Consider the following 22,354-nt stretch of genomic DNA (forward strand, 5'->3'; position numbering starts at 1 on the left):
CGTCCCTCATCTTCTATTTGCGCAACAGGCGCAAACCGTTGAACACCACCAACAGGCTCACGCCCATGTCGGCGAACACCGCCATCCACATGGTGGCGATCCCGGCGAAGGTTACCCCAAGAAAGATCGCTTTGATGACCAATGCCAGGGCAATGTTCTGTTTGAGGATATTGGAGGTCTGCCGCGACAGGCTGATGAAGGCCGGGATCTTGCGCAGATCGTCGTCCATCAGGGCGACATCGGCGGTTTCGATGGCGGTGTCGGTCCCGGCGGCCGCCATGGCGAAACCGATCTCGGCCCGCGCCAGTGCAGGAGCGTCGTTGATGCCGTCGCCGACCATCCCCACGCGATAGCCCTGGGCATACAGCGTTTCGATGGCCTGCAGCTTCTCGCTCGGCAACAGATCGCCTTGCGCCTGATCGATGCCCACATGGGCGGCGATGACCTCAGCGGTGTGAACGTTGTCACCGGTCAGCATCAGGGTTTTGATGCCCAGTTCATGCAACTGCTGGATCGCTTCGCGACTGGTCGCTTTCACGGTGTCCGCGACGGCAAACAAGGCCAGCGGACCCGACTTGTCGAGCAACAGCACCACCGACTTGCCCTGTTTCTCCAGCGCAAACAGCTGCTCTTCCAACGCTGGAGAACACAGCCCCAGATCTTCCACCAGACGGTGATTGCCCAAGTGGTAGAGCTCACCATTGATCTCGCCGCGCACACCTCGCCCCTCCAGGGCGTGGAAGTTATCCACAGTCAGCGGCGCGCGCTGGTTATCCACAACTGCCGCGTTGGCGATGGCCAGCGACACCGGGTGATCCGAGCGACCAGCCAGCGCCGCCGCAAGGGCCGGGGCTGTTTGATCGGCGGTCGGGTCGAGGGACAAATAGTCGGTCTGCACCGGTTTGCCATGCGTGAGGGTGCCGGTCTTGTCGAGGGCCAGGTAGTCGAGTTTGTAGCCGTGCTCCAGGTAGACGCCGCCCTTGACCAGAATCCCTTTGCGCGCCGCTGCCGCGAGGCCGCTGACGATGGTCACCGGGGTGGAAATCACCAAGGCGCATGGGCAGGCGACCACCAGCAACACCAGCGCCCGATAGATCCAGTCGAACCACAGCGCATCCATGAACAGCGGCGGGATCACCGCCACGGCGAGGGCCAGGATGAACACCGCCGGTGTGTAGATTTTCGAAAAGCTGTCGACGAAACGCTGGGTCGGCGCCCGCGCGCCCTGGGCCTGTTCGACGGCGTGGATGATCCGCGCGAGGGTCGAGTGGTCGGCCGCTGCGGTCACGGTGTATTCCAGTGAACCGGACTGGTTGATGGTGCCGGCGAACACTTTGTCGCCGATGGTTTTTTCGACCGGCAGGCTTTCACCGGTGATCGGCGCCTGGTTGATGGTCGAGCTGCCAGACAACACTTCGCCGTCCAGACCGATCCGCTCACCGGGACGCACCCGCACCCGTGCACCCAGTTCGATGCTTTTCACCGGTTGTGCGACCCAACTGCCGTCGGCTTGCTGCACCGTGGCTTGCTCAGGCGCCATCTGCATCAGTCCGCCGATGGCGTTGCGCGCCCGGTCCAGGGACCTGGCTTCGATCAACTCGGCGACGGTGAACAGGAACATCACCATCGCCGCTTCCGGCCACTGGCCGATCAGGACCGCACCGGTCACCGCGATGCTCATCAGCGCGTTGATGTTCAGATTGAGGTTTTTCAGGGCGATCCAGCCCTTTTTATAGGTACCCAGGCCGCCACTGAGGATTGAGATCAGCGCAATCACCGCCACCACCCAAGTGGGCGCCGCGTTAGTGAAGTGGATCACTTCAGCCGCCAACGCACCAACGCCGGACAGCGCCAATGGCCACCAAGGTTTTTTCTCTGGCACAGGTATTGGCGCTTCGACGCCTTGCTCCAGCGGCTCGGCGTGCATGCCGAGGGACTTGATCGCCTCGATGATCGGCGCGGTGCCTGGCAGGTCATGGGTCACGCCCAACACCCGGTTGATCAGGTTGAACTCCAGTTGCTGCACGCCCGCAAGCTTGCCGAGTTTGTTCTGGATCAGCGTCTGCTCGGTCGGGCAGTCCATGGCCTCGATGCGGAAGCTGCTCAGCCGCGCGCCGGCGGTCGGTGTCTCGCTCAACTTGATCAGCGATGGCGCCTCTTTGGAGGAACAGCAGGCATCGCCGTGGCCGCCATGATCATGGCTACCATGGGCATGCTGGGGCGCAGGCTGCAGCTTGTGGCTGTGATCGTGATCGTGATCGTGATCGTGATCGTGATCGTGATCGTGATCGTGATCAGCCTCGGGTTTGTGGGTGTGAAGAGAATCGCTCATTGGTCGCGTCCATGAAGGTGCCTGTTGCCAAGTAAAGACCCTGTAGCCACTATAGGGTCAAGCACCCTTTTGGAGATCGACGCGATGAAAATAGGAGAACTGGCGAAACTCACCGACTGCGCCGTAGAAACCATCCGCTACTACGAGCGCGAAAACCTGCTGCCGGAACCGGCCCGCAGCGACGGCAATTACCGCGTCTACACCCAGGCCCACGCCGAACGCCTGACTTTCATCCGCAATTGCCGCACCCTCGACATGACCCTGGAGGAAATCCGCAGCCTGCTGGCCCTGCGCGACAGCCCGCAGGATCAATGCGAAAACGTCAACGCGTTGATCGACGAACATATCCATCATGTGAAGGCACGAATCGACGGTTTGCTGGCCTTGCAGACACAACTGCTCGACCTGCGCCAACGCTGCAGCGAAGGGCCGGATATCGATCAGTGCGGGATTTTGCAGCGGCTGGAGGTGAGTGGCGGGGTTGTGGCGACGGAGGTTGAGCATTCCCATGTCGGCCGAAGCCATGGGCATTAAGAATGCCTTCGCGGGCAAGCCTCGCTCCTACAGGTATCGTGTGAACCTGTAGGAGCGAGGCTTGCCCGCGAACACCGCGAAGCGGTGCCAGACTCAGACCGCCATCGGCGCCGTCATCGGAGCGTGGTGCTCGTAGCCTTCGAGCGAGAAATCACTTGGCTCGATCAGCTCCAGCCACTCCGGCTGGTACACACCGGTCTTGGCGAACTCCGGCACGCGATCGGAGATCTTCAGCTTCGGCATGGCGAATGGCTCGCGCTTGAGCTGTTCGTTGAGCATGTCCAGGTGGTTTTCGTAGACGTGGGCATCGCCAATGAAATAGGTGAACCAGCGCGGCGTGTAACCGGTCAGGCGGCCGATCAGGCTCAGCAGCGCAGCGCCTTCGGTGAGGTTGAACGGCGTGCCCAGGCCCAGGTCGTTGGAGCGGATGTAGAGGGTCAGGGAGATTTCCCTGGTCTCGACATTCGGGTGGAATTGGTACAGCAAGTGGCACGGCGGCAGGGCCATCTCATCGAGCTGCGCAACGTTCCAGCCGTGGAACAGGATGCGACGGCTGCCCGGGTCCTTGATGATGGTGTCGACGCACTGGCGGATCTGGTCGATCGCCTTGTACAACACCACATACGCCTGGCCATCTTCTTCGCCTTCAGCAATCTGCCGATAACCCTGGCTCAGGGTCTGCTCGATGGCGGCCTGGTTGCTGACCGGGATTTGCTTATACGCCGGCCATTTGCGCCATTGCACGCCGTAGATCTCGCCGAGGTCGTCTTCGCCCTGACGGAACGGGTTGGCCAGCCACTGGGCGTTTTCGTTGGCGTTCTGGTCCCAGACCTTGCAACCCAGCGCACGGAATTCAGCGGCGTTGTTCACCCCGCGCAGAAAACCGCACATCTCGCCGATGGCCGACTTGAAGGCCATCTTGCGGGTGGTGATCGCCGGGAAACCTTCCTGCAAATCGAAGCGCAGCATCGCACCCGGAAAGCTGATGGTGTTCACGCCGGTGCGGTTGGCCTGTTTGGTGCCGTTCTTGATGACGTGGGCGACCAGATCGAGATATTGCTTCATGAATTACCTGTGTCCTTGAACCCGGAGCCGTCGCCCCGGGGTTCGATTTTTTTGCGCCTGCTGCTTATGCAGCTGCTGCGGGGGCCACCGGGGCGCGTCGATAAGCCAGCCAGATCAGGAATAGACCGCCGACGATCATCGGTACGCACAGCACTTGGCCCATGGTCAGCCAATTCCACGCCAGATAGCCCAGTTGCGCATCCGGAACGCGGACGAACTCGACAATGAAACGGAAAATGCCATAGAACAGCGCAAACATCCCGGATACCGCCATGGTCGGCCGTGGCTTGCGCGAGAACAGCCAGAGGATCAGGAACAGCGCCACACCTTCCAGCGCAAACTGGTACAGCTGCGACGGGTGACGCGGCAACTGCGCCGGGTCGCTGAACGGAGGGAAGATCATCGCCCACGGCACGTCGGTCGGCTTGCCCCACAACTCGGCGTTGATGAAGTTGCCGATGCGCCCGGCACCCAGACCGATCGGCACCATCGGCGCAACGAAGTCCATCAGCTGGAAGAACGACTTGTTGTTCTTTTTACCAAACCACAACGCTGCGAGCATCACACCGATGAAGCCACCGTGGAACGACATGCCGCCCTTCCACACTTCGAAGATCAACATCGGGTTGGCCAGGTAAGCGCTCAGATCATAAAACAGCACATAACCCAAGCGGCCACCGACGATGACGCCCATCGACATCCAGAACACCATGTCGGAGAGTTTCTCCTTGGTCCAGGTCGGGTCGAAGCGGTTCAGCCGACGGGACGCCAGCAGCCACGCGCCGCCGATGCCGACCAGATACATCAGGCCGTACCAGTGGATTTTCAGCGGACCGATGGCCAGGGCCACCGGGTCGATCTGCGGGTAAGGCAGCATTGCGACTCCTCGTTAGAGTTGAAACCTTCAAAATTCCCGGGCGACGCTGTCACGCCAGGATTAAGCCAGGATTGCGTTAGGTGTCAGAGCAGGAAGTTCAAGCCGACGCAAAACAGCAAAGCGGCAAACAGTCTTTTCAGCAAGCGTGGCGACAGCCTGTGGGCCAGTCGTGCACCGAGGCGGGCGAAGACCATGCTGGTCAGAGCGATCCCCAGCAGCGCCGGCAAATAAACAAAACCGAGACTATGGGCCGGCAGCAGTGGATCGTGCCAGCCCAGAATCATGAAACTTAATGCACTTGCCAAGGCGATGGGCAGGCCACAGGCCGACGATGTGGCCACCGCTTGTTGCATCGGAACGCTGCGCCAGGTCAGGAATGGCACGGTCAGCGAACCGCCGCCGATCCCGAAAATCGCCGAGGCCCAGCCAATTACACTGCCGGCCACGGTCAGACCGACTTTACCGGGCACCGTTCGGCTGGCCTTGGGTTTGAAGTCCAAGGCGAGTTGAACAGCGATGATCAACGCGAATATGCCGATGATCTTCTGCAGATTCGGCCCGGAGATCGCTTCGGCGGTCAGCGCGCCGAAACCGGCACCGATCAGAATGCCGAGGGTCATCCAGGCAAAAATCGGCCAACGCACGGCGCCGCGGCGATGATGTTCGCGAACCGCATTGACCGACGTAAAAATGATCGTCGCCAGGGAAGTACCGACTGCAAGATGCGTCAGGATCGACGGATCAAATCCCTGCAAGGTGAAGCTGAACACCAGCACCGGGACGATGATAATCCCGCCGCCTACCCCAAACAGCCCGGCCAGCACGCCCGCACAGGCGCCCAGCGCCAGATAGAGCAGAAATTCCATGGCCACATCCCCAAGCATCCCGAAACAGGAGCGGCATGGTAACGGATGCATGGCCTCGGGCTCCACTGCGGATGGCGATGGATCGATGAGCGATGTCTGCGTAGAGTGAGCAAAAAACACACAAGGACCACCTTATGTGCCTGATTGTCTTTGCCTGGCGGCCGGGTCATGCCCAGCCGCTGATCGTGGCGGCCAACCGCGACGAATTCTATGCCCGGCCCAGCCTGCCCCTGGCGCAATGGCCGCACGCCCCGCATGTCTACGCCGGGCGTGACCTCGAGGCCGGCGGTACGTGGCTCGGTGTCGGCGCCAATGGGCGCTTCGCCGCACTGACCAACATCCGTAATCCCCTTCAACCGCCGGCCGCCAAGTCGCGAGGCGAACTGGTGGCGCAGTTTCTCAGCGGGGAAACGCCCATTGAAGACTATTTAAGCGACGTTATCGCACGTTCGGCTGAATATGCCGGGTTCAATCTGCTGATCGGCAATGCCAAAGAGCTCTGGCACTTCAACGCTCGGGAAACCTCGGCGGTCAGGCTCGAACCAGGGCTTTATGGGTTATCGAACGCGGGGCTGAATACGCCGTGGCCAAAAGTGCTCAAGGCCAAGGCAGCGTTGAGCGAAGTCCTGGACGATCCACAACCACAGGCGTTATTGGCCTTGCTGAGCGATCCGCAGATCGCACCACTTGCCGAGCTGCCGGACACTGGCGTGGGGCAAGCCACCGAGACGTTGTTGTCGAGCGTGTTTATCAAGAGCCAGGCTTATGGGACGCGGGCGAGCACGGCGTTGATTGTTCAGGCGAATGGGATGCGGCATATGGTCGAGCGGAGTTTCGGGCCGTATGGGGGGCATTTGGGGGAGGTAGAGATCAGGATTTAGAGATGCGGTGTGTTTGCGGACGTCTTCGCGGGCAAGCCTCGCTCCTACAGGACGGTGTAGGAGCGAGGCTTGCCCGCGAAGAGGCCCTCAGCGTTTTAGAGGGTCTTGACCGAAGCCGGATTGATCATCCGTGCCAACCCAAGGTTTTTCAGCGCCAGTTGCAGCGAGCTGTGGATAACTTGCGGGTTGTCGATGGTCATCAGCTCCGCCAGCAACTCCTTGGCCTTGCTCAGGTTGATCTGACGCAGCATCCACTTCACTTTCGGCAAGTTGGTGGCGTTCATCGACAGGCTGTCGAAGCCCATTGCCATCAACAGCACTGCCGCCGCCGGGTCACCGGCCATTTCGCCGCAGATACTCACCGGTTTGCCTTCGGCATGCGCATCGCGCACCACGCTCTGCAGGGCTTGCAGCACCGCCGGGTGCAGGTAGTCGTAGAGGTCGGCCACCCGTGGGTTGTTTCGGTCCACGGCCAGCAGGTACTGAGTCAGGTCGTTGGAGCCGACCGACAGGAAGTCCACCTGCCGCGCCAGTTCCTTGGTCTGATACACCGCTGCCGGAATCTCGATCATCACGCCAACCGGCGGCATCGGCACGTCGGTGCCTTCGTCGCGGACTTCGCCCCAGGCCCGGTGGATCAGGTGCAAGGCTTCTTCCAGTTCATGGGTGCCGGAAATCATCGGCAGCAGAATACGCAGGTTGTTCAGGCCTTCGCTGGCCTTGAGCATGGCGCGGGTCTGCACCAGGAAGATTTCCGGGTGGTCGAGGGTCACGCGAATCCCGCGCCAGCCGAGGAACGGGTTGTCTTCCTTGATCGGGAAGTACGACAGCGCCTTGTCACCGCCAATGTCCAGGCTACGCATGGTCACTGGTTGTGGATGGAACGCGGCAAGTTGCTCGCGATAGATCGCCAGCTGTTCCTTTTCGCTCGGGAAACGCTGGTTGATCATGAACGGCACTTCGGTGCGGTACAGACCCACGCCCTCGGCACCGCGCTTCTGCGCCCGTGCCACGTCCGCCAGCAGGCCGGTGTTGACCCACAGCGGCATGCGGTGGCCATCAACCGTTACGCACGGCAGGTCGCGTAATGCATCCAGCCCGAGGGCCAGTTGTTTCTCTTCCTCGACCACGTCGGCGAACTGCTTGCGCAGCACGTCACTCGGGTTGGTGTAGACCTCGCCGTGGTAGCCGTCGACGATCATCTGGATGCCGTCGACCTTGGAGTACGGCAGGTCGACCAGGCCCATCACCGTCGGAATACCCATGGCGCGCGCCAGGATCGCCACGTGGGAGTTGCCAGAACCGAGTACCGACACCAGGCCCACCAGCTTGCCTTCCGGTACCTCGCCGAGCATTGCCGGCGTCAGTTCTTCGCTGACCAGAATGGTGTTGTCGGGGTAGACCAGCGTCTGCTGCCGCTCTTCCTGCAAGTAGGCGAGCAAACGGCGGCCGAGGTCCTTGACGTCCGAGGCCCGCTCACGCAGGTAGGCGTCGTCCATCAGTTCGAAACGGTTGACGTGATCGGTAACCACCTGACGCAGCGCGCCCTGGGCCCACTGACCGGTCTTGATCACGGTGGTGACTTCGCTGCCGAGCGAGGCATCGTCGAGCATCATCAGGTAGACGTCGAACAGCGCCCGCTCTTCAGGTCGCAGCTGGGTTGCCAGCTTGGCGGACAAGGCACGCATGTCGGCGCGCACGCCTTCGATGGCCGTCTTGAACAGCCCAAGTTCTGCATCGATGTCGGTGATGGTCTTGTCCGGCACCACATCCAGATCGGCCGGCGGCAGCATGACGACTGCGGTGCCGACCGCCGCGCCCGGCGAACCCGGTACGCCGACGAACTTTGCTTCCTGGATACCTTTGCCCTGACGGCCCAGGCCACGGATCGAACCGGTGGCCTCGGCATGGGCGATAACGCCGGCGAGCTGCGCGCTCATGGTCACGAGGAAGGCTTCTTCACCCTCATCGAACTGGCGGCGTTCCTTTTGTTGAATGACCAACACGCCGACGACGCGGCGGTGGTGAATGATCGGCGCCCCGAGGAACGACGCGTAGCGCTCTTCACCGGTCTCGGCGAAGTAACGGTAGCGCGGGTGATCCGCGGCGTTTTCGAGGTTCAGGGGTTCTTCACGCGTGCCGACCAGGCCGACCAGACCTTCGTTGGGTGCCATGCTGACTTTGCCGATCGAGCGCTTGTTCAAGCCCTCGGTGGCCATCAGCACGAAGCGGTTGGTCTCTGGATCAAGCAGGTAGACCGAGCAGACCTGGCTGCCCATGGCCTCTTTGACGCGCAACACAATAATCCCCAACGCCGCCTTGAGATCCTTGGCGGAGTTAACTTCCTGGACGATCTTGCGCAGCGTATTGAGCATGGCTCGGGGTCGAACTCCGTCGTCAGTCGCGCGCTAAAAGGCGCGGGGCAAGCTCTTTGAGAGCGCGTCGATACACCTCGCGCTTGAATGTCACCACCTGGCCCAACGGATACCAATAGCTGACCCAGCGCCAGCCATCGAATTCCGGTTTACCGGTCAAATCCATCCGCACCCGCTGCTCGTTGGAGATCAGGCGCAGGAGAAACCATTTCTGCTTCTGGCCGATGCACAGCGGTTGGCTGTGCGTTCTGACCAGACGTTGCGGCAAACGATAACGCAACCAGCCCCGGGTGCAGGCGAGAATTTCAACATCTTCGCGCTCCAGGCCCACTTCTTCGTTCAACTCGCGGTACAAGGCGTCTTCCGGCGTCTCCTGGGGGTTGATCCCGCCCTGTGGAAACTGCCAGGCATCTTGATTGATTCGGCGAGCCCATAGCACCTGGCCAGCATCATTCGTCAGAATGATCCCGACATTGGGGCGGAAACCATCGGGGTCGATCACGGCAACAACCTCGCAAACGCATGTCGCCGCATTGTTCCACAAAGGTTGTGAAAGCAGCAACGAGCCGACCTACCTTATGTGCACTCTTGTGAAAAGTCCGTATTCTGGAGACCTTTCTACAGACTTTTCAGCGAGTAACTGCAATGCGGCTGGCTTTATTCGACTTGGACAACACGCTTCTGGGCGGCGACAGTGACCACGCCTGGGGCGATTATCTGTGCGAACGCGGTTTCCTCGACGCCGTCGCCTACAAGGCGCGCAACGACGAGTTCTATCAGGATTACCTGGCCGGCAAGCTGGATAACGATGCGTACCTGAACTTCTGCCTGGAAGTCCTCGGTCGCACCGAAATGGCTACGCTGGATCAATGGCACCTGGACTACATGCGCGACTGCATCGAACCGATCGTGCTGCCCAAAGGCCTCGAACTGTTGGCCCAACACCGTGAGGCTGGCGACAAGCTGGTCATCATCACCGCCACCAATCGCTTTGTGACCGGGCCGATTGCCACGCGTTTGGGCGTCGAGACCCTGATCGCCACCGAATGCGAAATGATCGACGGACGGTACAGCGGGCGCAGCACCGATGTCCCGTGCTTCCGTGAAGGCAAGGTGACCCGGTTGACTCGTTGGCTGGAAGAGACCGGCCACAGCCTGGAAAACAGCTATTTCTACAGCGACTCGATGAACGACTTGGCATTGCTGGAGATAGTGACCAACCCGATTGCGGTCGATCCGGATCCGAACCTGCGGGCCGAAGCCGAGAAGCGGGGTTGGCCGGTGATCAGTCTGCGCGACTGATTAAGCCTGTAGCAGCTGCCGAGGTACGAGGCTGCGTTGCGGTCCGCAGGACCGCCCTTGGGCCCGCTTCGCAACCCATCGCGGTCTCGTACCTCGGCAGCTGCTACAGATTCCGCGCTATACCGGCTTGGCCCCCATCAACCCCGCAATGGCGATCAAGCAGACAAAACTGAACAACGCCAACGCCAACGTAAACTTCCCATTACCCACCGAAGGCGCCTTGCGCAGCCGATTGAGCCGCACCAGCAGCCAGAACCAGCCCAGCGCCGCCACGGTGTACAGCACACTGGACGCCAGCAACCAGGTCTGCCCCAACGGCCAGCCCACCAGATGCACCATCCACCAGCCGGTGAACGGCATGCTCAACAGCGCCAGGCCCATCAACAGCCAGATGAACACCTGCGGTCGCTGCAAGGTACGCGCAGGCGCCGTCGCATCACCGTTACGACGAGTGCGCCAGACCCAGATTGCCAGCCCCAGTGCGCTGATCAACAGCAGCACCGTCGCCACGCCATGCGCGACTTTGAGGGCGGTTAACGTTTCCATTGTTCGAATTCCTTATAGGCTGCCCATCAGCGTAGCCGCTCAGCCGAGAAACAGCTGATAGGCCGGGTTGTCGCTTTCGTCCCAGTACGGGTAGCCGATTTCTTCCAGCGCCGCCGGTACCAGATGACGCTCGTCGTGGGGCACTTGCAGGCCCGCGACCACACGGCCATCCGCCGCGCCGTGGTTGCGGTAGTGGAACATCGAAATATTCCAGCGCCCACCGAGCTTGTTGAGGAAGTTGAACAACGCACCCGGACGCTCCGGGAACTCGAAGCGCAGCACCACCTCATCGACCACCTGGGCGGCACGCCCGCCAACCATATGGCGAATGTGCAATTTGGCCAGTTCGTTGTCGGTCAGGTCGAGTACCGGGAAACCCTGCTCGGTCAGGCTGGCGAGCAGCGCACTGCGCGGGTCGTTTTCCGGATGGGTCTGCACGCCGACAAAGATGTGCGCTTCGCTGCCGGTGTTATAGCGGTAGTTGAATTCGGTGATCTGGCGCTTGCCGATGGCTTCGCAGAACGCCTTGAAGCTGCCCGGTTTCTCGGGGATGGTCACGGCGATGATGGCTTCGCGGCCCTCGCCCAGCTCGGCACGCTCGGCGACGTGTCGCAAGCGGTCGAAGTTGACGTTGGCGCCGGAATCGATGGCCACGAAGGTGTGGCCGGTGACGCCACGTTGCTCGACGTATTTCTTGATCCCGGCCACGCCCAAGGCGCCGGCAGGTTCAGTGATCGAGCGGGTATCGTCGTAGATATCCTTGATCGCCGCACAGATTTCATCGGTGCTGACGGTGATCACTTCATCAACGTAGTCTTTGCAGATATCGAAGGTGTGCTGGCCGATCTGCGCCACCGCGACGCCATCGGCAAACAGGCCCACGGTCGGCAACACCACGCGCTCACCGGCCGCCATGGCGGCTTGCAGGCAGTTGGAGTCATCCGGTTCGACGCCGATGATCTTGATGTCCGGACGCAGGTATTTCACGTACGCCGCAATCCCGGCGATCAATCCGCCACCGCCCACCGGAACGAAGATCGCATCCAGACGCCCCGGGTGCTGGCGCAGAATCTCCATGGCCACCGTGCCCTGCCCGGCAATGGTGTGGGGATCGTCGTAGGGGTGAATGTAGACGTAGCCTTTTTCGTCGACCAGTTTCAGCGAGTAGGCCAGGGCTTCCGGGAACGAATCGCCGTGCAGTACCACTTTGCCGCCGCGCGAACGCACGCCCTCGACCTTGATCTCCGGGGTGGTCTTGGGCATCACGATGGTCGCTTTCACGCCCAGCACTTTGGCTGCCAGGGCCAGGCCTTGCGCATGGTTGCCCGCCGAAGCGGTGACCACGCCACGGGCGCGCTCTTCATCGCTCAGTTGCGTCAGCTTGTTGTAAGCGCCGCGAATCTTGAACGAGAACACCGGCTGCAAGTCTTCACGCTTGAGCCAAATCTCGTTGCCCAGCCGCTCGGAGAGCTGGCGAGCAGTCTGCAATGGGGTTTCTACGGCAACGTCATAAACGCGCGAGGTGAGGATCTTTTTGACGTACTGTTCGAGCATCGGAAAGCATCACTGAACGGGTTGGGCAGGGCCAAGGAGTCTAACCCGGCTTTCGGGCGGGCGACCACACTAAACAGGTGGTTTTAGCCACTCGCAAACGCAAGAGACTCATTGTGGCGAGGGAGCTTGCTCCCGCTGGAGTGCGAAGTGCTCCCCAAAACAGGCAGCCCGTTTCTTCAAACACACTGTATTGGCAGGTTTTACGACTGCTGCGCAGCCGAGCGGGAGCAAGCTCCCTCGCCACAGACAAGCCCCCTCGTCTCCATTCGACACACTGGCAATGACCTTCCACATCGCGAGGCCTATAATGCCGGCCTTTCGTCCCCCTCTTCGGCACCTCGGAGCCCGCATGACCCAGGATCAACTCAAACAGGCAGTGGCTCAGGCCGCCGTCGACTTCATCCTCCCGAAACTCGATGACAAGAGCATCGTCGGGGTCGGCACCGGCTCTACCGCCAATTGCTTCATCGACGCCCTGGCCAAGCACAAAGGCTCGTTTGACGGCGCAGTGGCCAGTTCCGAAGCCACCGCCGCGCGCCTCAAGGGCCACGGGATTCCGGTGTATGAGCTCAATACCGTCAGCGATCTGGAGTTCTACGTCGACGGCGCCGATGAAAGCGACGAGCACCTGCACCTGATCAAAGGCGGCGGTGCAGCCCTGACCCGCGAGAAGATCGTGGCGGCCGTGGCCAAGACCTTCATCTGCATCGCCGACGCCAGCAAACTGGTGCCGGTGCTCGGTGCGTTCCCATTGCCGGTGGAAGTGATCCCGATGGCTCGCAGCCACGTGGCCCGCGAACTGGTGAAGCTGGGCGGCGACCCGGTTTACCGTGAAGGCGTGCTGACCGATAACGGCAACATCATCCTTGACGTGCACAACATGCAGATCACCAACCCGGTGGAGCTGGAAGCACAGATCAACGCCATCGTCGGCGTGGTCACCAACGGTTTGTTCGCGGCCCGCCCGGCGGACTTGCTGCTGTTGGGCACGAGCGAAGGCGTGAAAACCCTCAAGGCCTGATGCCACACCCATTTGTAGGAGCGAAGCTTGCTCGCTCCTACAATTGGTTTTGCGGTGTTGGTCAGGGCTGTGCCGGTTTTTTGAAGACGTAGAACAGGTTCGGCTCGCTGACGAGGTACAGGGTGCCGTCGTCATCCATGGCAATGCCTTCCGGCTTGTGCAATCCCTGACGACCCTTGCTCAGTGACAGGGTGCTCAGCGGTCGCCCGTCCACATCCAGTTCAAGAATCAACCGCGACTCATCGGACAGTGCCAGCAAATGGCCGCTGCGCTCGTCATATTGCAGGCTCGACAGGTCTCGCACGAACATTCCGCCATCGCGCTTGGGATTGTTCACCACGTGCACCGCGTAGGACTTCTCCGGGTTGTAATGGGGAAAGCCCTGCACTTCGTAGATCAGCATCGGGTCGCGCTCCTTGGCGACGAACAAGCGCTTGCCCACCGAGTCATAGGCCAAACCCTCGAAACCCTTGTTGCCGCTCATGTGCACGCCGAGGGTCATCTGCTCGGCGTCCGCGGCATCGAGGAACGTCGTGCCCTTGCGCAGATGAATCTTGATCAGCCGTTGCTCACGCTCATCGGTGATCACGTAAGTGTCAGCGCTAATGAACTCCACTGCTTCCGGGTCGCCGAACCCGACCAGCGCCACACGCCGCAGGATTTTGCCTTCCAGGGACAACTCGATCAGCTCGGCGTTTTTTTGGGTGACCGTGAACAGGCTTTTGCGCACGGGATCGAAGGTCAGCGCTGAAACATCGTCGTCCAGACCGTCAATGACTCGCGCCTCGATCGCCACCTGATACTGGTCCAGGCCAATGGATCGGGTATTCATCGGCTGCCATAGCGCCTGCACATTGAACCCGCTGCGTTCAAACAGGCGCTGGTACTGGCCGACGGCAACCAACACGATCAGGGCAATGACCGACAGGATCAGCATCAGGGGTTTGGGGCGGACAAGTCGACGCATTCAGGCAAACTCGGAAACAGGACGGGCGGATGAAACACCACGGCTGCCTGAATTAAAACCCTAATGGCCCGCGACCTTCTACCGCAACTACCGAACCTGTTGCTTTTCGAAGCGGTAGAACAGGTTCGGCTCGCTCACCATGTACAGCGTGCCTGCTTCGTCCATGGTGACGCCTTCGGCACGGGGAATGGTTTTCTTCAGGCCATTGAACCCTCCGAGCAAGGTCATGAAACTGACCTGCTCGCCCTTCTCGTCCAGTTCCAGCAACAAGTGAGAGTCGGCGGACAGCACCAGGGTGTGGCCAGTGCGCGGATCGATGGCCAAGGCCGACAGGTTACGGACATCCAGTGCGTCGCTGGAGAGTTTCTGCTTGTCACCCTTCAGGATCTGGCTACCATCGCTTTTCCAGCTGAACAGCGCTGGTGGACGCTCTTCACCCAGCAGCAGTTGCTGGCGACGGGCATCCCAGACGACGGCTTCGAAGCCTTTATTCTGGTTTTTCGAGGGGCCGAGATCGTACTTCGGGAAATTGGCGATGTTCAGCTCGCGCGTATCGGCATCGACCTTGACGATCGAGAGCAGGTGTTCGCGCTCATCGGTAATCGCCAGCAAACCATTGCCCATTACCGTCACCCCTTCCGGGTTGCTCCACCCCACCAGCGGCATTTTGCGCAACACGTCGCCTTGCAACGTCAGCTCGACCAGGAACGGGTTCTTGCCCATCACGGAGAACAGGGTTTTGGTCTGCGGGTCGTAAGACACGTCCGACGCTTCGTCCTTCTCCATCCCCGGCAGCAGTTTGGCGTCGATCACCGCCCGATAGTCCGGCAGCCAGACACTCTCTTTTCGTTCGGCAGGGCTTTCGAAGCGTTCCTTCACCCAGAGCACACCGCGATCATCCCAATGCATCGCAAACGCAAGGCCATAAGCGGCGACCGCCACCAGTAAAAGCCAGAAATACCAACGCATGACAAAGCGCGAGCGGCGGGCAGTTTTCAGCTTGGGCAGCGATTCGATGGCCATTCAGGGATGCGTTCCAGAAATTCAGGCTATGGGTAATAGCACATTGGGACAGGCTCAGATGCCATAAGCCCCGGAATTATCCAGACAAAATGTGAAAAAAACGGGAAATGGCCGGATTGCCCTGTGTGGGCAGCCAAGATCAAAAGATCGCAGCCTGCGGCAGGCTGCGATCTTTTGCTTTTTAGAGAACGGTACTGGTAAAGCGGCTGACACCCGGCAATTCAAGCACCAGTTCGTCACCGACATTCAGCGGGCCAACGCCCACCGGCGTGCCAGTGAGGATCACGTCCCCGGCCTGCAGCGAGAAGCAGCCGGCCATGTACTGGATCATCGGCACGATCGGATTGAGCATGTCCTTGCTGTTGCCATCCTGGCGGACTTCGCCATTGATGGTCAGGCGGATGCCGATGTCGGTCAGGTCGGCAAACGTGCTGCCGGCCACGAATGGTGCAATCACCGCCGCACCGTCGAAGCACTTGGCGATTTCCCACGGCAGGCCCTTGGCTTTAAGCTCGGCCTGCTTGTCGCGCAGGGTCAGGTCCAGGGCCGGGGCGAAGCCGGAGATGGCATCCAGCACTTCTTCGCGGCTCGGCTTGGTCGACAATGGCTTGCCGATCAGCACCGCTATTTCTGCTTCGTAATGCACCGAACCGCGCTCGGTCGGAATGCTGAAGCTGCCTTCCAGTGGCACCACGCAGCTGCCGGGCTTGATGAACAGCAGTGGTTCGGTGGGCACCGGGTTGTCCAGTTCCTTGGCGTGTTCGGCGTAGTTGCGGCCGATGCACACCACTTTCCCCAGCGGGAAATGAATACGCGTTCCGTCGACATACTGGTGCTGATAGCTCATTGACCGACTCCTGCTTCGTGCTCTTAAAGTTCGAAGAATCAAACAGCGAAAATCTTGCCCGGGTTCATGATGCCGTTCGGGTCGAACACCGCTTTGACGGCTTTCATGTACTCGATCTCAACCGGTGAGCGGCTATAGGTCAAGTAGTCACGTTTGGTCATGCCCACGCCGTGTTCGGCGGAAATCGAACCGTTGTACTTCTCGACGGTTTCGAACACCCACTTGTTGACGGTGGCGCACTTGGCGAAGAACTCATCCTTGCTCAGGTTATCCGGCTTGAGGATGTTCAAGTGCAGGTTGCCGTCGCCGATGTGGCCGAACCAGACGATTTCGAAGTCCGGGTAGTGTTCGCCGACGATCGCGTCGATTTCCTTGAGGAACCCCGGGACTTTCGACACAGTGACCGAAATGTCGTTTTTGTACGGCGTCCAGTGGGAAATGGTTTCGGAGATGTACTCGCGCAGCTTCCAGAGGTTCTGCAACTGGGTTTCGCTCTGGCTCATCACACCGTCCAGCACCCAGCCCTGCTCGACGCAGTGCTCGAAGGTTTCCAGGGCGTGATTGGCCACTTCATCGGTGGTCGCTTCGAATTCCAGCAATGCATAGAACGGGCAGTCGGATTCGAACGGCGCCGGCACATCGCCGCGAGCCATGACCTTGGCCAGGGCTTTGTCGGAGAAGAACTCGAAGGCAGTCAGGTCAAGTTTGCTCTGGAACGCGTGCAATACCGGCATGATCGAATCGAAATCGGCGGTACCGAGCACCATCGCGGTGAGGTTTTTCGGCGCACGGTCCAGACGCATGGTGGCTTCGACGACAAAACCCAGGGTGCCTTCAGCGCCGATGAACAGCTGACGCAGGTCGTAGCCGGTGGCGTTCTTGATCAGGTCTTTGTTCAGTTCCAGCAGATCGCCCTTGCCGGTGACGACTTTCATGCCGGCCACCCAGTTACGGGTCATGCCGTAGCGAATCACCTTGATCCCGCCGGCATTGGTGCCGATATTGCCGCCAATTTGGCTTGAACCTGCCGAAGCGAAGTCCACCGGGTAGTACAAACCGTGCTCTTCAGCCTTGTTCTGTAATTGTTCGGTAACCACGCCCGGCTGACAAACAACGGTGCGATCGGTGAGGTTCACGTCGAGAACCTGGTTCATGTAGTCGAAGGACACGACCACTTCGCCATTGGCCGCCACTGCTGCGGCAGAAAGCCCGGTACGACCGCCGGACGGCACCAGTGCAACCTTGTGTTCATTGGCCCAACGGACAATGGCCTGGACCTGCTCGATGGTCTTGGGGAACACAATGGCCGTCGGGGCCGGGGCGAAATGTTTGGTCCAATCCTTGCCGTAAGCGTTCAGGGAGTCGACGTCGGTCAGCACCTTGCCAGGCTCAACCAGGGTCTTCAGCTCATCAATCAGCGCAGGATTGGTCATCGACAGAACTCTCGAACAATTCATGGTCATCCTGAGTACGCTTCACGTCGCAGAATGAGTGTTAGCAGGTCGCATATGCTAGCATACCGACCCCGCAGGATAGTGCCCAAAGGCTGTTCTGCGGCGACGGCTTTCCTGCCGTCCGGGTCAGCTCTGGCTGCTCCCTTCCCTGCCATTTTTTCTCCGGGACACAGGTTTACGCAGATGAGCAAGACTTCTCTCGATAAGAGCAAGATCAAGTTCCTTCTTCTCGAAGGCGTCCACCAATCGGCTGTCGACGTCCTCAAGGCGGCGGGCTACACCAGCATCGAGTACCTCACAGGTTCTCTGCCGGACGCCCAGCTGAAGGAAAAGATCGCTGATGCTCACTTCATCGGCATTCGCTCCCGCACTCAACTGACCGAAGAGATCTTCGATCACGCGAAGAAACTGGTGGCTGTCGGCTGTTTCTGCATCGGCACCAACCAGGTCGACCTCAACGCGGCTCGCGAACGCGGTATCGCGGTATTCAACGCGCCGTACTCCAACACTCGCTCCGTTGCCGAGCTGGTGCTGGCCGAGGCGATCCTGTTGCTGCGCGGCATCCCTGAGAAGAACGCTTCCTGCCACCGTGGCGGCTGGATCAAAAGCGCAGCCAACTCCTTCGAAATCCGCGGTAAAAAGCTGGGTATCGTCGGTTACGGCTCGATCGGCACTCAACTGTCGGTCCTGGCTGAAGGCTTAGGGATGCAGGTTTACTTCTACGACACCGTGACCAAGCTGCCATTGGGCAACGCCACCCAGGTCGGCAACCTGCACGAGCTGTTGGGCATGTCCGACATCGTCACCCTGCACGTTCCGGAAACCGCTGCCACCCAGTGGATGATCGGCGAGAAGGAAATCCGCGCCATCAAGAAGGGCGGCATCCTGATCAACGCCGCGCGCGGCACCGTGGTCGAACTGGACGCCCTGGCGGACGCGATCAAGGACAAGCACCTGATCGGCGCGGCCATCGACGTATTCCCGGTGGAGCCACGCTCCAACGAAGAAGAGTTCGAAAGCCCGCTGCGTGGCCTGGACAACGTGATCCTGACCCCGCACATCGGTGGTTCTACCGCTGAAGCGCAGGCCAACATCGGCCTGGAAGTGGCGGAAAAACTGGTCAAGTACAGCGACAACGGTACGTCGGTATCGTCCGTGAACTTCCCGGAAGTGGCCTTGCCGGCTCACCCTGGCAAGCACCGTCTGCTGCACATCCACGAAAACATTCCGGGTGTGATGAGCGAGATCAACAAGGTCTTCGCCGAAAACGGCATCAACATTTCCGGTCAGTTCCTGCAGACCAACGAGAAAGTCGGCTACGTCGTGATCGACGTCGATGCCGATTACTCGGAAATGGCGCAAGAGAAGCTGCAGCACATCAACGGCACCATTCGTTGCCGCGTGTTGTTCTGATCGCGACTTGAGCGACAAAAAAGGGAGCTCCTCGGAGCTCCCTTTTTTACGGCTGCTTTTTTATCGCTGTGGAAAAGTTACTTCACCGTCACGGTGATTTTCTTCGACACGATCGGCGGCTCGAACGGCATGTGACCGCTGTCGCCCAGTTCGAGCTGCAAGGTGTGCTTGCCCGGTGCCAGTTTGATTTCAGCGTGAGTCTGCGCTTTGCCAAAGTGCATGTGATTGGCATCGTTTGGAATCGGAGCGCCGGCAGCCGGTAGTTTGTCGACATCGATCAGCAGATGGTGGTGCCCAGTGTTTTTGGTGGTGTCGCCCGCTGGTGCCAGTGCGATTTCCTTGACGCCGAAATTCACTGTAAAGGTTTGCGCGACCGTGGCTCCGTCCGCAGGAGATACGATGAACACTTCTGCCCCCTTCGGAGCCGGGGTGGCGGCACCGGCCAGCACCGAAACACCCATCAGCACACCAGCCAATGCTGCTCGTGACATAAAGCTTTTCATTCTCTTCTCCAGTTTTTCCGTAAAATTCGCTCGACCGTGAACAACTTAACGGCCATTCGTTGTCGAAGGCACTCAATAACCATAGCAAAGCGAGCCTGAACAGCGCGTCGCGATAGATAAATGAATTCAAAGGAGTGACCATGCGCTTTTTGCCTGGCCTGATCTGCCTGCTACCCCTTTTGAGCCCTTTGGCTCATGCCGAACTGATGGACGATGTAAACGACCGCGGCGAATTGCGCATTGCTCTTGAGGCTAATACACCGCCCTTCAATTTCAAGGATGACGGCAAACTGACCGGGTTCGAGGTCGAGTTGGGTCAACTGCTGGCCAATGAGCTGGATGTACGGGCCGACTTCGTCGTCACCGATTCCGACGATCTGATGACCGGCGTCGAAAGCGGCAAATACGACGTTGCCATCAATCACATAGCACTGACCCCGGACCTGAAGGATCGTTTCGACTTCAGCGAACCTTACATTCACACCAACGCACAATTGATCGCGCAGAAAGAAGAGCAACCACGATCAATCCTGTTGGTGCAGTCGCTGACGGAACAAAAACCGAAGGCCACCCCTGTGAGCCTGGCGATTCCGTTTCAGAAGGGTAATCCGGCGTTTCATGCCAGCCTTGAGAATGCAATGCAGCGGATCAAGGCCGATGGCCGGCTGGAGGCGCTGGAGCAAAAGTGGTTTGGGGCAGATGCGGGTGTGGCGCCGAAACCTTGATTCGGGCGAATGAGTAACCCTGCGGGCTGTTACTTCAGGGTTGCCAGGGCCTGCGCCGCTTGCGGCAACTCCAGCTCGCTGAAGACTTGCACACCATGGCGCTTGAGCAGCGCGGCGGTCACGCCCTCACCGCTGACCTTCACTCCACTGAACGTCCCGTCATAGGTCAGCAGATTCCCGCAAGACGGGCTGTTGGCCTTGAGCACGGCAATCCGGATGCCGTGCTGTTGCACCAGCTCCAGCGCCTGAGAAGCCCCCGATAGAAACTCGGCACTGACGTCCTCGCCCTCGGTGGTGATGACCGATGCAAGGCCATCAAGCACTTCACCGCCCTGCCCGCCGGGAATTTCCGCCGCAGCCCTGGGTGTCGGCAACCCGCCGGCGACTTCCGGACACAACGGCACCACCCGGCCCTCGGCAATCCACTGTTCCAACAGATCGAACGGCCCGCTGGCCCCGCCGTCGTAACGGACGCGGTGACCGAGCAAACAGCGGCTTACCAGAATCTTTTGCATGATCAGAACGGCTCGTTGCCACGACGGCGGAACCAGCCCGTCAAGGACAGGCGTTCTCGGGTCGCGGGCAGGACTTCGTGGGGCACGTCGCCCGACAGGAACACCACCAGGCATCCGCCGGTGGGCACCACATCGTGTTCGACGCCTTCGTCCAGGTACATGCGCAACTGACCCCCATGCTCGGGCAGCCAGGCGTCGTTGAGGTAGATCACCGCCGAGACCATGCGCCGGTCGTCGTCACGGAAACGGTCGACATGCTTGAGGTAGAAAGCGCCGGGCGGGTACAGGGCGAAATGGCTTTCGAAATCTTCCAGGCCCAGGAACAAACCACGATTCATCGCCTCACGCAGGCTGTCCATCAACCCCAGGTAGCTGTCGCAGGACTCGGCCTGGCCGGGTTCGAGCCACTGGATATGGTCGCCGCGAATGCCCTCGCGAATCTCCGAAAACGCCCCGCGCCCCACGGCGGCCGGGGCTAGCTCACCCTCGGCGGCACGTTTACGACATTCGGCGGCCAGCGCCCGGGTCAGGTCCAGGGGCAGGAAAATATTCTGCTGCGACCAGCCGTGTTCGGCCAGGTCGTCGACGATACGTAACAGCAGTGGATGATCAGAGGGTATGTGCATGGCGCGCATAGTATTCCTGTGCCCGCAAATCCGACAGAGCCACGCAGCGGAGGATTGGTCGGATAAGGTACTCAACCTGATACGAATTCTCGACAAGTACGAATGCCGCACGGAGAATAGTCGCCTGCTGACAGGAGTCCCTATGCGTCGCTTGCTTTTCTCACTGTTGATGTTCTGCGTTTTGCCCGCCTGGGCGGACGGCCACGACCAGTTGTACAAGGTCGCCGGTTGGCCAGAACAACGCGCGCATTTCAACGATGCTCTCTCGGCCGCTCAGCAGCGCTATCAGAACAGCTTGCCACCGGCAGTGTTCCAGGCCCTGGTCGACAACAGCAATCTGCGGTTCGCCCCCAAGGCCATGGACCAGCGCGCCGAAGCGCAACTGCGCAAGAAGCTCGCCGACCCGAAACCTGCGCTGACCTTCTTTCAATCGCCCCTGGGCAAGAAAATCGTCGCCGCCGAACTGCTGGCGACCCGTCGCGATCAATTGGCGAAAAACGCCAAGGGCTTGCCGAAGATGCAAGCCAGCGATACCCGTCAACTGATCATCGGCCACCTGGCCCAGGCCCTGCCCGCCCGCGAGGCCGGCGCTGAAGTCAGCCTGGCGATCGCAGGCGTCGCGGCCGACAGCCTGAGTTCGATGATCCCCGGCCTGCTCGGCAACGGTCAGGCTCAAGGCATGTTGAACGGTCAGCGCCAGCGCCTGATGGAGCAGATCGGCGCCGACCTGAACAACACGCTGCTGTATGTCTATCGCGACCTGTCGGATGACGAACTGGAAGAGTTTTCGACCTTTGCCGAGTCCTCTGAAGGCAAGGCTTATTACCAAGCGGCATTGGCGGCGATTCGGGCGGGGTTGGCAGTGGGGCAAAGTACGTCGAGCCTGACCCAGTAATTTTTGGCGTCCGTGAAATGGCCCGCGAAGACT

The 22,354-nt window shown here is 60.2% G+C and carries 22 protein-coding genes; 7 read left to right on the top strand and 15 right to left on the bottom strand.

What is annotated here, in order from left to right; all coding sequences use genetic code 11:
- Positions 1-13: 13 nt before the first annotated feature.
- The gene (locus F475_RS01350) at positions 14-2,332 is read right to left on the bottom strand and encodes a heavy metal translocating P-type ATPase (RefSeq protein WP_111452998.1); all 2,319 of its coding nucleotides are present in this window, start codon (positions 2,330-2,332) and stop codon (positions 14-16) included.
- Between the two features lie 84 nt (positions 2,333-2,416).
- Here F475_RS01350 and cadR point away from each other — a divergent pair, with 84 nt between their 5' ends.
- Positions 2,417-2,866 carry a Cd(II)/Pb(II)-responsive transcriptional regulator gene (gene cadR / locus F475_RS01355; protein WP_007897786.1) on the top strand — a complete coding sequence of 150 codons (450 nt, stop codon included), beginning with the start codon at positions 2,417-2,419 and terminating at the stop codon, positions 2,864-2,866.
- Between the two features lie 93 nt (positions 2,867-2,959).
- Here the strand turns inward: cadR and F475_RS01360 are convergent, their stop codons facing one another.
- The 3 genes from F475_RS01360 to F475_RS01370 all read right to left on the bottom strand — a co-directional run bounded on the left by F475_RS01360 (position 2,960) and on the right by F475_RS01370 (position 5,674).
- Entirely contained in the window at positions 2,960-3,931 is a 972-nt protein-coding gene (locus F475_RS01360) for a thymidylate synthase (RefSeq protein WP_064621000.1), read from the bottom strand.
- 64 nt (positions 3,932-3,995) lie between these two features.
- Positions 3,996-4,808, bottom strand: coding sequence for a prolipoprotein diacylglyceryl transferase (gene lgt / locus F475_RS01365; protein ID WP_111452999.1), 813 nt, complete (start codon positions 4,806-4,808; stop codon positions 3,996-3,998).
- Positions 4,809-4,891: 83 nt separating this feature from the next.
- On the bottom strand, positions 4,892-5,674 hold the full coding sequence (locus F475_RS01370; RefSeq protein ID WP_018928658.1) for a sulfite exporter TauE/SafE family protein: 783 nt from the start codon (positions 5,672-5,674) through the stop codon (positions 4,892-4,894).
- A gap of 134 nt (positions 5,675-5,808) precedes the next feature.
- Between F475_RS01370 and F475_RS01375 the strand changes: the two genes are divergently transcribed.
- Complete coding sequence (locus F475_RS01375; RefSeq protein ID WP_111453000.1) at positions 5,809-6,555, top strand: NRDE family protein; 747 nt, start codon at positions 5,809-5,811, stop codon at positions 6,553-6,555.
- A 95-nt stretch (positions 6,556-6,650) separates the two neighbouring features.
- Here F475_RS01375 and ptsP read toward each other — a convergent pair whose 3' ends face one another.
- Both ptsP and F475_RS01385 read right to left on the bottom strand, forming a co-directional pair.
- Complete coding sequence (gene ptsP, locus F475_RS01380; RefSeq protein WP_018928656.1) at positions 6,651-8,930, bottom strand: phosphoenolpyruvate--protein phosphotransferase; 2,280 nt, start codon at positions 8,928-8,930, stop codon at positions 6,651-6,653.
- A 22-nt stretch (positions 8,931-8,952) separates the two neighbouring features.
- Complete coding sequence (locus tag F475_RS01385) at positions 8,953-9,432, bottom strand: RNA pyrophosphohydrolase (protein WP_007897732.1); 480 nt, start codon at positions 9,430-9,432, stop codon at positions 8,953-8,955.
- Positions 9,433-9,575: 143 nt separating this feature from the next.
- On the opposite strand from F475_RS01385, the gene F475_RS01390 reads away from it, so the two are divergent.
- Complete coding sequence (locus F475_RS01390) at positions 9,576-10,232, top strand: HAD family phosphatase (RefSeq protein WP_111453001.1); 657 nt, start codon at positions 9,576-9,578, stop codon at positions 10,230-10,232.
- Positions 10,233-10,349: 117 nt separating this feature from the next.
- Here F475_RS01390 and F475_RS01395 read toward each other — a convergent pair whose 3' ends face one another.
- Positions 10,350-10,778, bottom strand: a complete 429-nt coding sequence (locus F475_RS01395) for a DUF2269 domain-containing protein (protein ID WP_111453002.1) — start codon at positions 10,776-10,778, stop codon at positions 10,350-10,352.
- Positions 10,779-10,817: 39 nt separating this feature from the next.
- Complete coding sequence (gene ilvA / locus F475_RS01400) at positions 10,818-12,332, bottom strand: threonine ammonia-lyase, biosynthetic (RefSeq protein WP_018928653.1); 1,515 nt, start codon at positions 12,330-12,332, stop codon at positions 10,818-10,820.
- Positions 12,333-12,681: 349 nt separating this feature from the next.
- Between ilvA and rpiA the strand changes: the two genes are divergently transcribed.
- Positions 12,682-13,353, top strand: a complete 672-nt coding sequence (gene rpiA / locus F475_RS01405; RefSeq protein WP_111453003.1) for a ribose-5-phosphate isomerase RpiA — start codon at positions 12,682-12,684, stop codon at positions 13,351-13,353.
- A gap of 61 nt (positions 13,354-13,414) precedes the next feature.
- Here the strand turns inward: rpiA and F475_RS01410 are convergent, their stop codons facing one another.
- From F475_RS01410 to F475_RS01425, 4 genes are all read right to left on the bottom strand, one after another.
- Positions 13,415-14,320 carry an SdiA-regulated domain-containing protein gene (locus tag F475_RS01410; protein WP_026286613.1) on the bottom strand — a complete coding sequence of 302 codons (906 nt, stop codon included), beginning with the start codon at positions 14,318-14,320 and terminating at the stop codon, positions 13,415-13,417.
- Positions 14,321-14,407: 87 nt separating this feature from the next.
- Complete coding sequence (locus F475_RS01415) at positions 14,408-15,343, bottom strand: SdiA-regulated domain-containing protein (RefSeq protein WP_018928650.1); 936 nt, start codon at positions 15,341-15,343, stop codon at positions 14,408-14,410.
- 181 nt (positions 15,344-15,524) lie between these two features.
- The gene (locus F475_RS01420; protein ID WP_111453004.1) at positions 15,525-16,190 is read right to left on the bottom strand and encodes a fumarylacetoacetate hydrolase family protein; all 666 of its coding nucleotides are present in this window, start codon (positions 16,188-16,190) and stop codon (positions 15,525-15,527) included.
- Positions 16,191-16,228: 38 nt separating this feature from the next.
- Complete coding sequence (locus F475_RS01425; protein WP_111453005.1) at positions 16,229-17,623, bottom strand: FAD-binding oxidoreductase; 1,395 nt, start codon at positions 17,621-17,623, stop codon at positions 16,229-16,231.
- 204 nt (positions 17,624-17,827) lie between these two features.
- On the opposite strand from F475_RS01425, the gene serA reads away from it, so the two are divergent.
- Positions 17,828-19,057, top strand: coding sequence for a phosphoglycerate dehydrogenase (gene serA, locus F475_RS01435; protein ID WP_018928647.1), 1,230 nt, complete (start codon positions 17,828-17,830; stop codon positions 19,055-19,057).
- 77 nt (positions 19,058-19,134) lie between these two features.
- Here the strand turns inward: serA and F475_RS01440 are convergent, their stop codons facing one another.
- Positions 19,135-19,560, bottom strand: coding sequence for a DUF4399 domain-containing protein (locus F475_RS01440; RefSeq protein WP_111453006.1), 426 nt, complete (start codon positions 19,558-19,560; stop codon positions 19,135-19,137).
- A 140-nt stretch (positions 19,561-19,700) separates the two neighbouring features.
- Here F475_RS01440 and F475_RS01445 point away from each other — a divergent pair, with 140 nt between their 5' ends.
- A complete protein-coding gene (locus F475_RS01445; protein WP_064621014.1) occupies positions 19,701-20,285 on the top strand; it encodes a transporter substrate-binding domain-containing protein in 585 nt (194 codons plus the stop codon).
- Positions 20,286-20,314: 29 nt separating this feature from the next.
- Here F475_RS01445 and F475_RS01450 read toward each other — a convergent pair whose 3' ends face one another.
- Complete coding sequence (locus tag F475_RS01450) at positions 20,315-20,800, bottom strand: DUF523 domain-containing protein (RefSeq protein ID WP_018928644.1); 486 nt, start codon at positions 20,798-20,800, stop codon at positions 20,315-20,317.
- Between the two features lie 2 nt (positions 20,801-20,802).
- Positions 20,803-21,435, bottom strand: coding sequence for a 2OG-Fe(II) oxygenase (locus F475_RS01455; protein ID WP_018928643.1), 633 nt, complete (start codon positions 21,433-21,435; stop codon positions 20,803-20,805).
- A 133-nt stretch (positions 21,436-21,568) separates the two neighbouring features.
- On the opposite strand from F475_RS01455, the gene F475_RS01460 reads away from it, so the two are divergent.
- The gene (locus tag F475_RS01460; protein ID WP_018928642.1) at positions 21,569-22,321 is read left to right on the top strand and encodes a DUF2059 domain-containing protein; all 753 of its coding nucleotides are present in this window, start codon (positions 21,569-21,571) and stop codon (positions 22,319-22,321) included.
- Positions 22,322-22,354 lie beyond the last annotated feature (33 nt).

The organism is Pseudomonas sp. URMO17WK12:I6 (assembly GCF_003253625.1).
In the GTDB taxonomy this organism is placed as follows: Bacteria; Pseudomonadota; Gammaproteobacteria; order Pseudomonadales; family Pseudomonadaceae; genus Aquipseudomonas.

What these genes read in the sequence shown, in the direction of transcription:
- F475_RS01350 (WP_111452998.1), bottom strand. Translation starts at nt 2,332, where the DNA reads ATGAGCGATTCTCTTCACACCCACAAACCCGAGGCTGATCACGATCAC.
- cadR (WP_007897786.1), top strand. Translation starts at nt 2,417, where the DNA reads ATGAAAATAGGAGAACTGGCGAAACTCACCGACTGCGCCGTAGAAACC.
- F475_RS01360 (WP_064621000.1), bottom strand. Translation starts at nt 3,931, where the DNA reads ATGAAGCAATATCTCGATCTGGTCGCCCACGTCATCAAGAACGGCACC.
- lgt (WP_111452999.1), bottom strand. Translation starts at nt 4,808, where the DNA reads ATGCTGCCTTACCCGCAGATCGACCCGGTGGCCCTGGCCATCGGTCCG.
- F475_RS01370 (WP_018928658.1), bottom strand. Translation starts at nt 5,674, where the DNA reads ATGGAATTTCTGCTCTATCTGGCGCTGGGCGCCTGTGCGGGCGTGCTG.
- F475_RS01375 (WP_111453000.1), top strand. Translation starts at nt 5,809, where the DNA reads ATGTGCCTGATTGTCTTTGCCTGGCGGCCGGGTCATGCCCAGCCGCTG.
- ptsP (WP_018928656.1), bottom strand. Translation starts at nt 8,930, where the DNA reads ATGCTCAATACGCTGCGCAAGATCGTCCAGGAAGTTAACTCCGCCAAG.
- F475_RS01390 (WP_111453001.1), top strand. Translation starts at nt 9,576, where the DNA reads ATGCGGCTGGCTTTATTCGACTTGGACAACACGCTTCTGGGCGGCGAC.
- F475_RS01395 (WP_111453002.1), bottom strand. Translation starts at nt 10,778, where the DNA reads ATGGAAACGTTAACCGCCCTCAAAGTCGCGCATGGCGTGGCGACGGTG.
- ilvA (WP_018928653.1), bottom strand. Translation starts at nt 12,332, where the DNA reads ATGCTCGAACAGTACGTCAAAAAGATCCTCACCTCGCGCGTTTATGAC.
- rpiA (WP_111453003.1), top strand. Translation starts at nt 12,682, where the DNA reads ATGACCCAGGATCAACTCAAACAGGCAGTGGCTCAGGCCGCCGTCGAC.
- F475_RS01410 (WP_026286613.1), bottom strand. Translation starts at nt 14,320, where the DNA reads ATGCGTCGACTTGTCCGCCCCAAACCCCTGATGCTGATCCTGTCGGTC.
- F475_RS01415 (WP_018928650.1), bottom strand. Translation starts at nt 15,343, where the DNA reads ATGGCCATCGAATCGCTGCCCAAGCTGAAAACTGCCCGCCGCTCGCGC.
- F475_RS01420 (WP_111453004.1), bottom strand. Translation starts at nt 16,190, where the DNA reads ATGAGCTATCAGCACCAGTATGTCGACGGAACGCGTATTCATTTCCCG.
- F475_RS01425 (WP_111453005.1), bottom strand. Translation starts at nt 17,623, where the DNA reads ATGACCAATCCTGCGCTGATTGATGAGCTGAAGACCCTGGTTGAGCCT.
- serA (WP_018928647.1), top strand. Translation starts at nt 17,828, where the DNA reads ATGAGCAAGACTTCTCTCGATAAGAGCAAGATCAAGTTCCTTCTTCTC.
- F475_RS01440 (WP_111453006.1), bottom strand. Translation starts at nt 19,560, where the DNA reads ATGAAAAGCTTTATGTCACGAGCAGCATTGGCTGGTGTGCTGATGGGT.
- F475_RS01445 (WP_064621014.1), top strand. Translation starts at nt 19,701, where the DNA reads ATGCGCTTTTTGCCTGGCCTGATCTGCCTGCTACCCCTTTTGAGCCCT.
- F475_RS01450 (WP_018928644.1), bottom strand. Translation starts at nt 20,800, where the DNA reads ATGCAAAAGATTCTGGTAAGCCGCTGTTTGCTCGGTCACCGCGTCCGT.
- F475_RS01455 (WP_018928643.1), bottom strand. Translation starts at nt 21,435, where the DNA reads ATGCGCGCCATGCACATACCCTCTGATCATCCACTGCTGTTACGTATC.
- F475_RS01460 (WP_018928642.1), top strand. Translation starts at nt 21,569, where the DNA reads ATGCGTCGCTTGCTTTTCTCACTGTTGATGTTCTGCGTTTTGCCCGCC.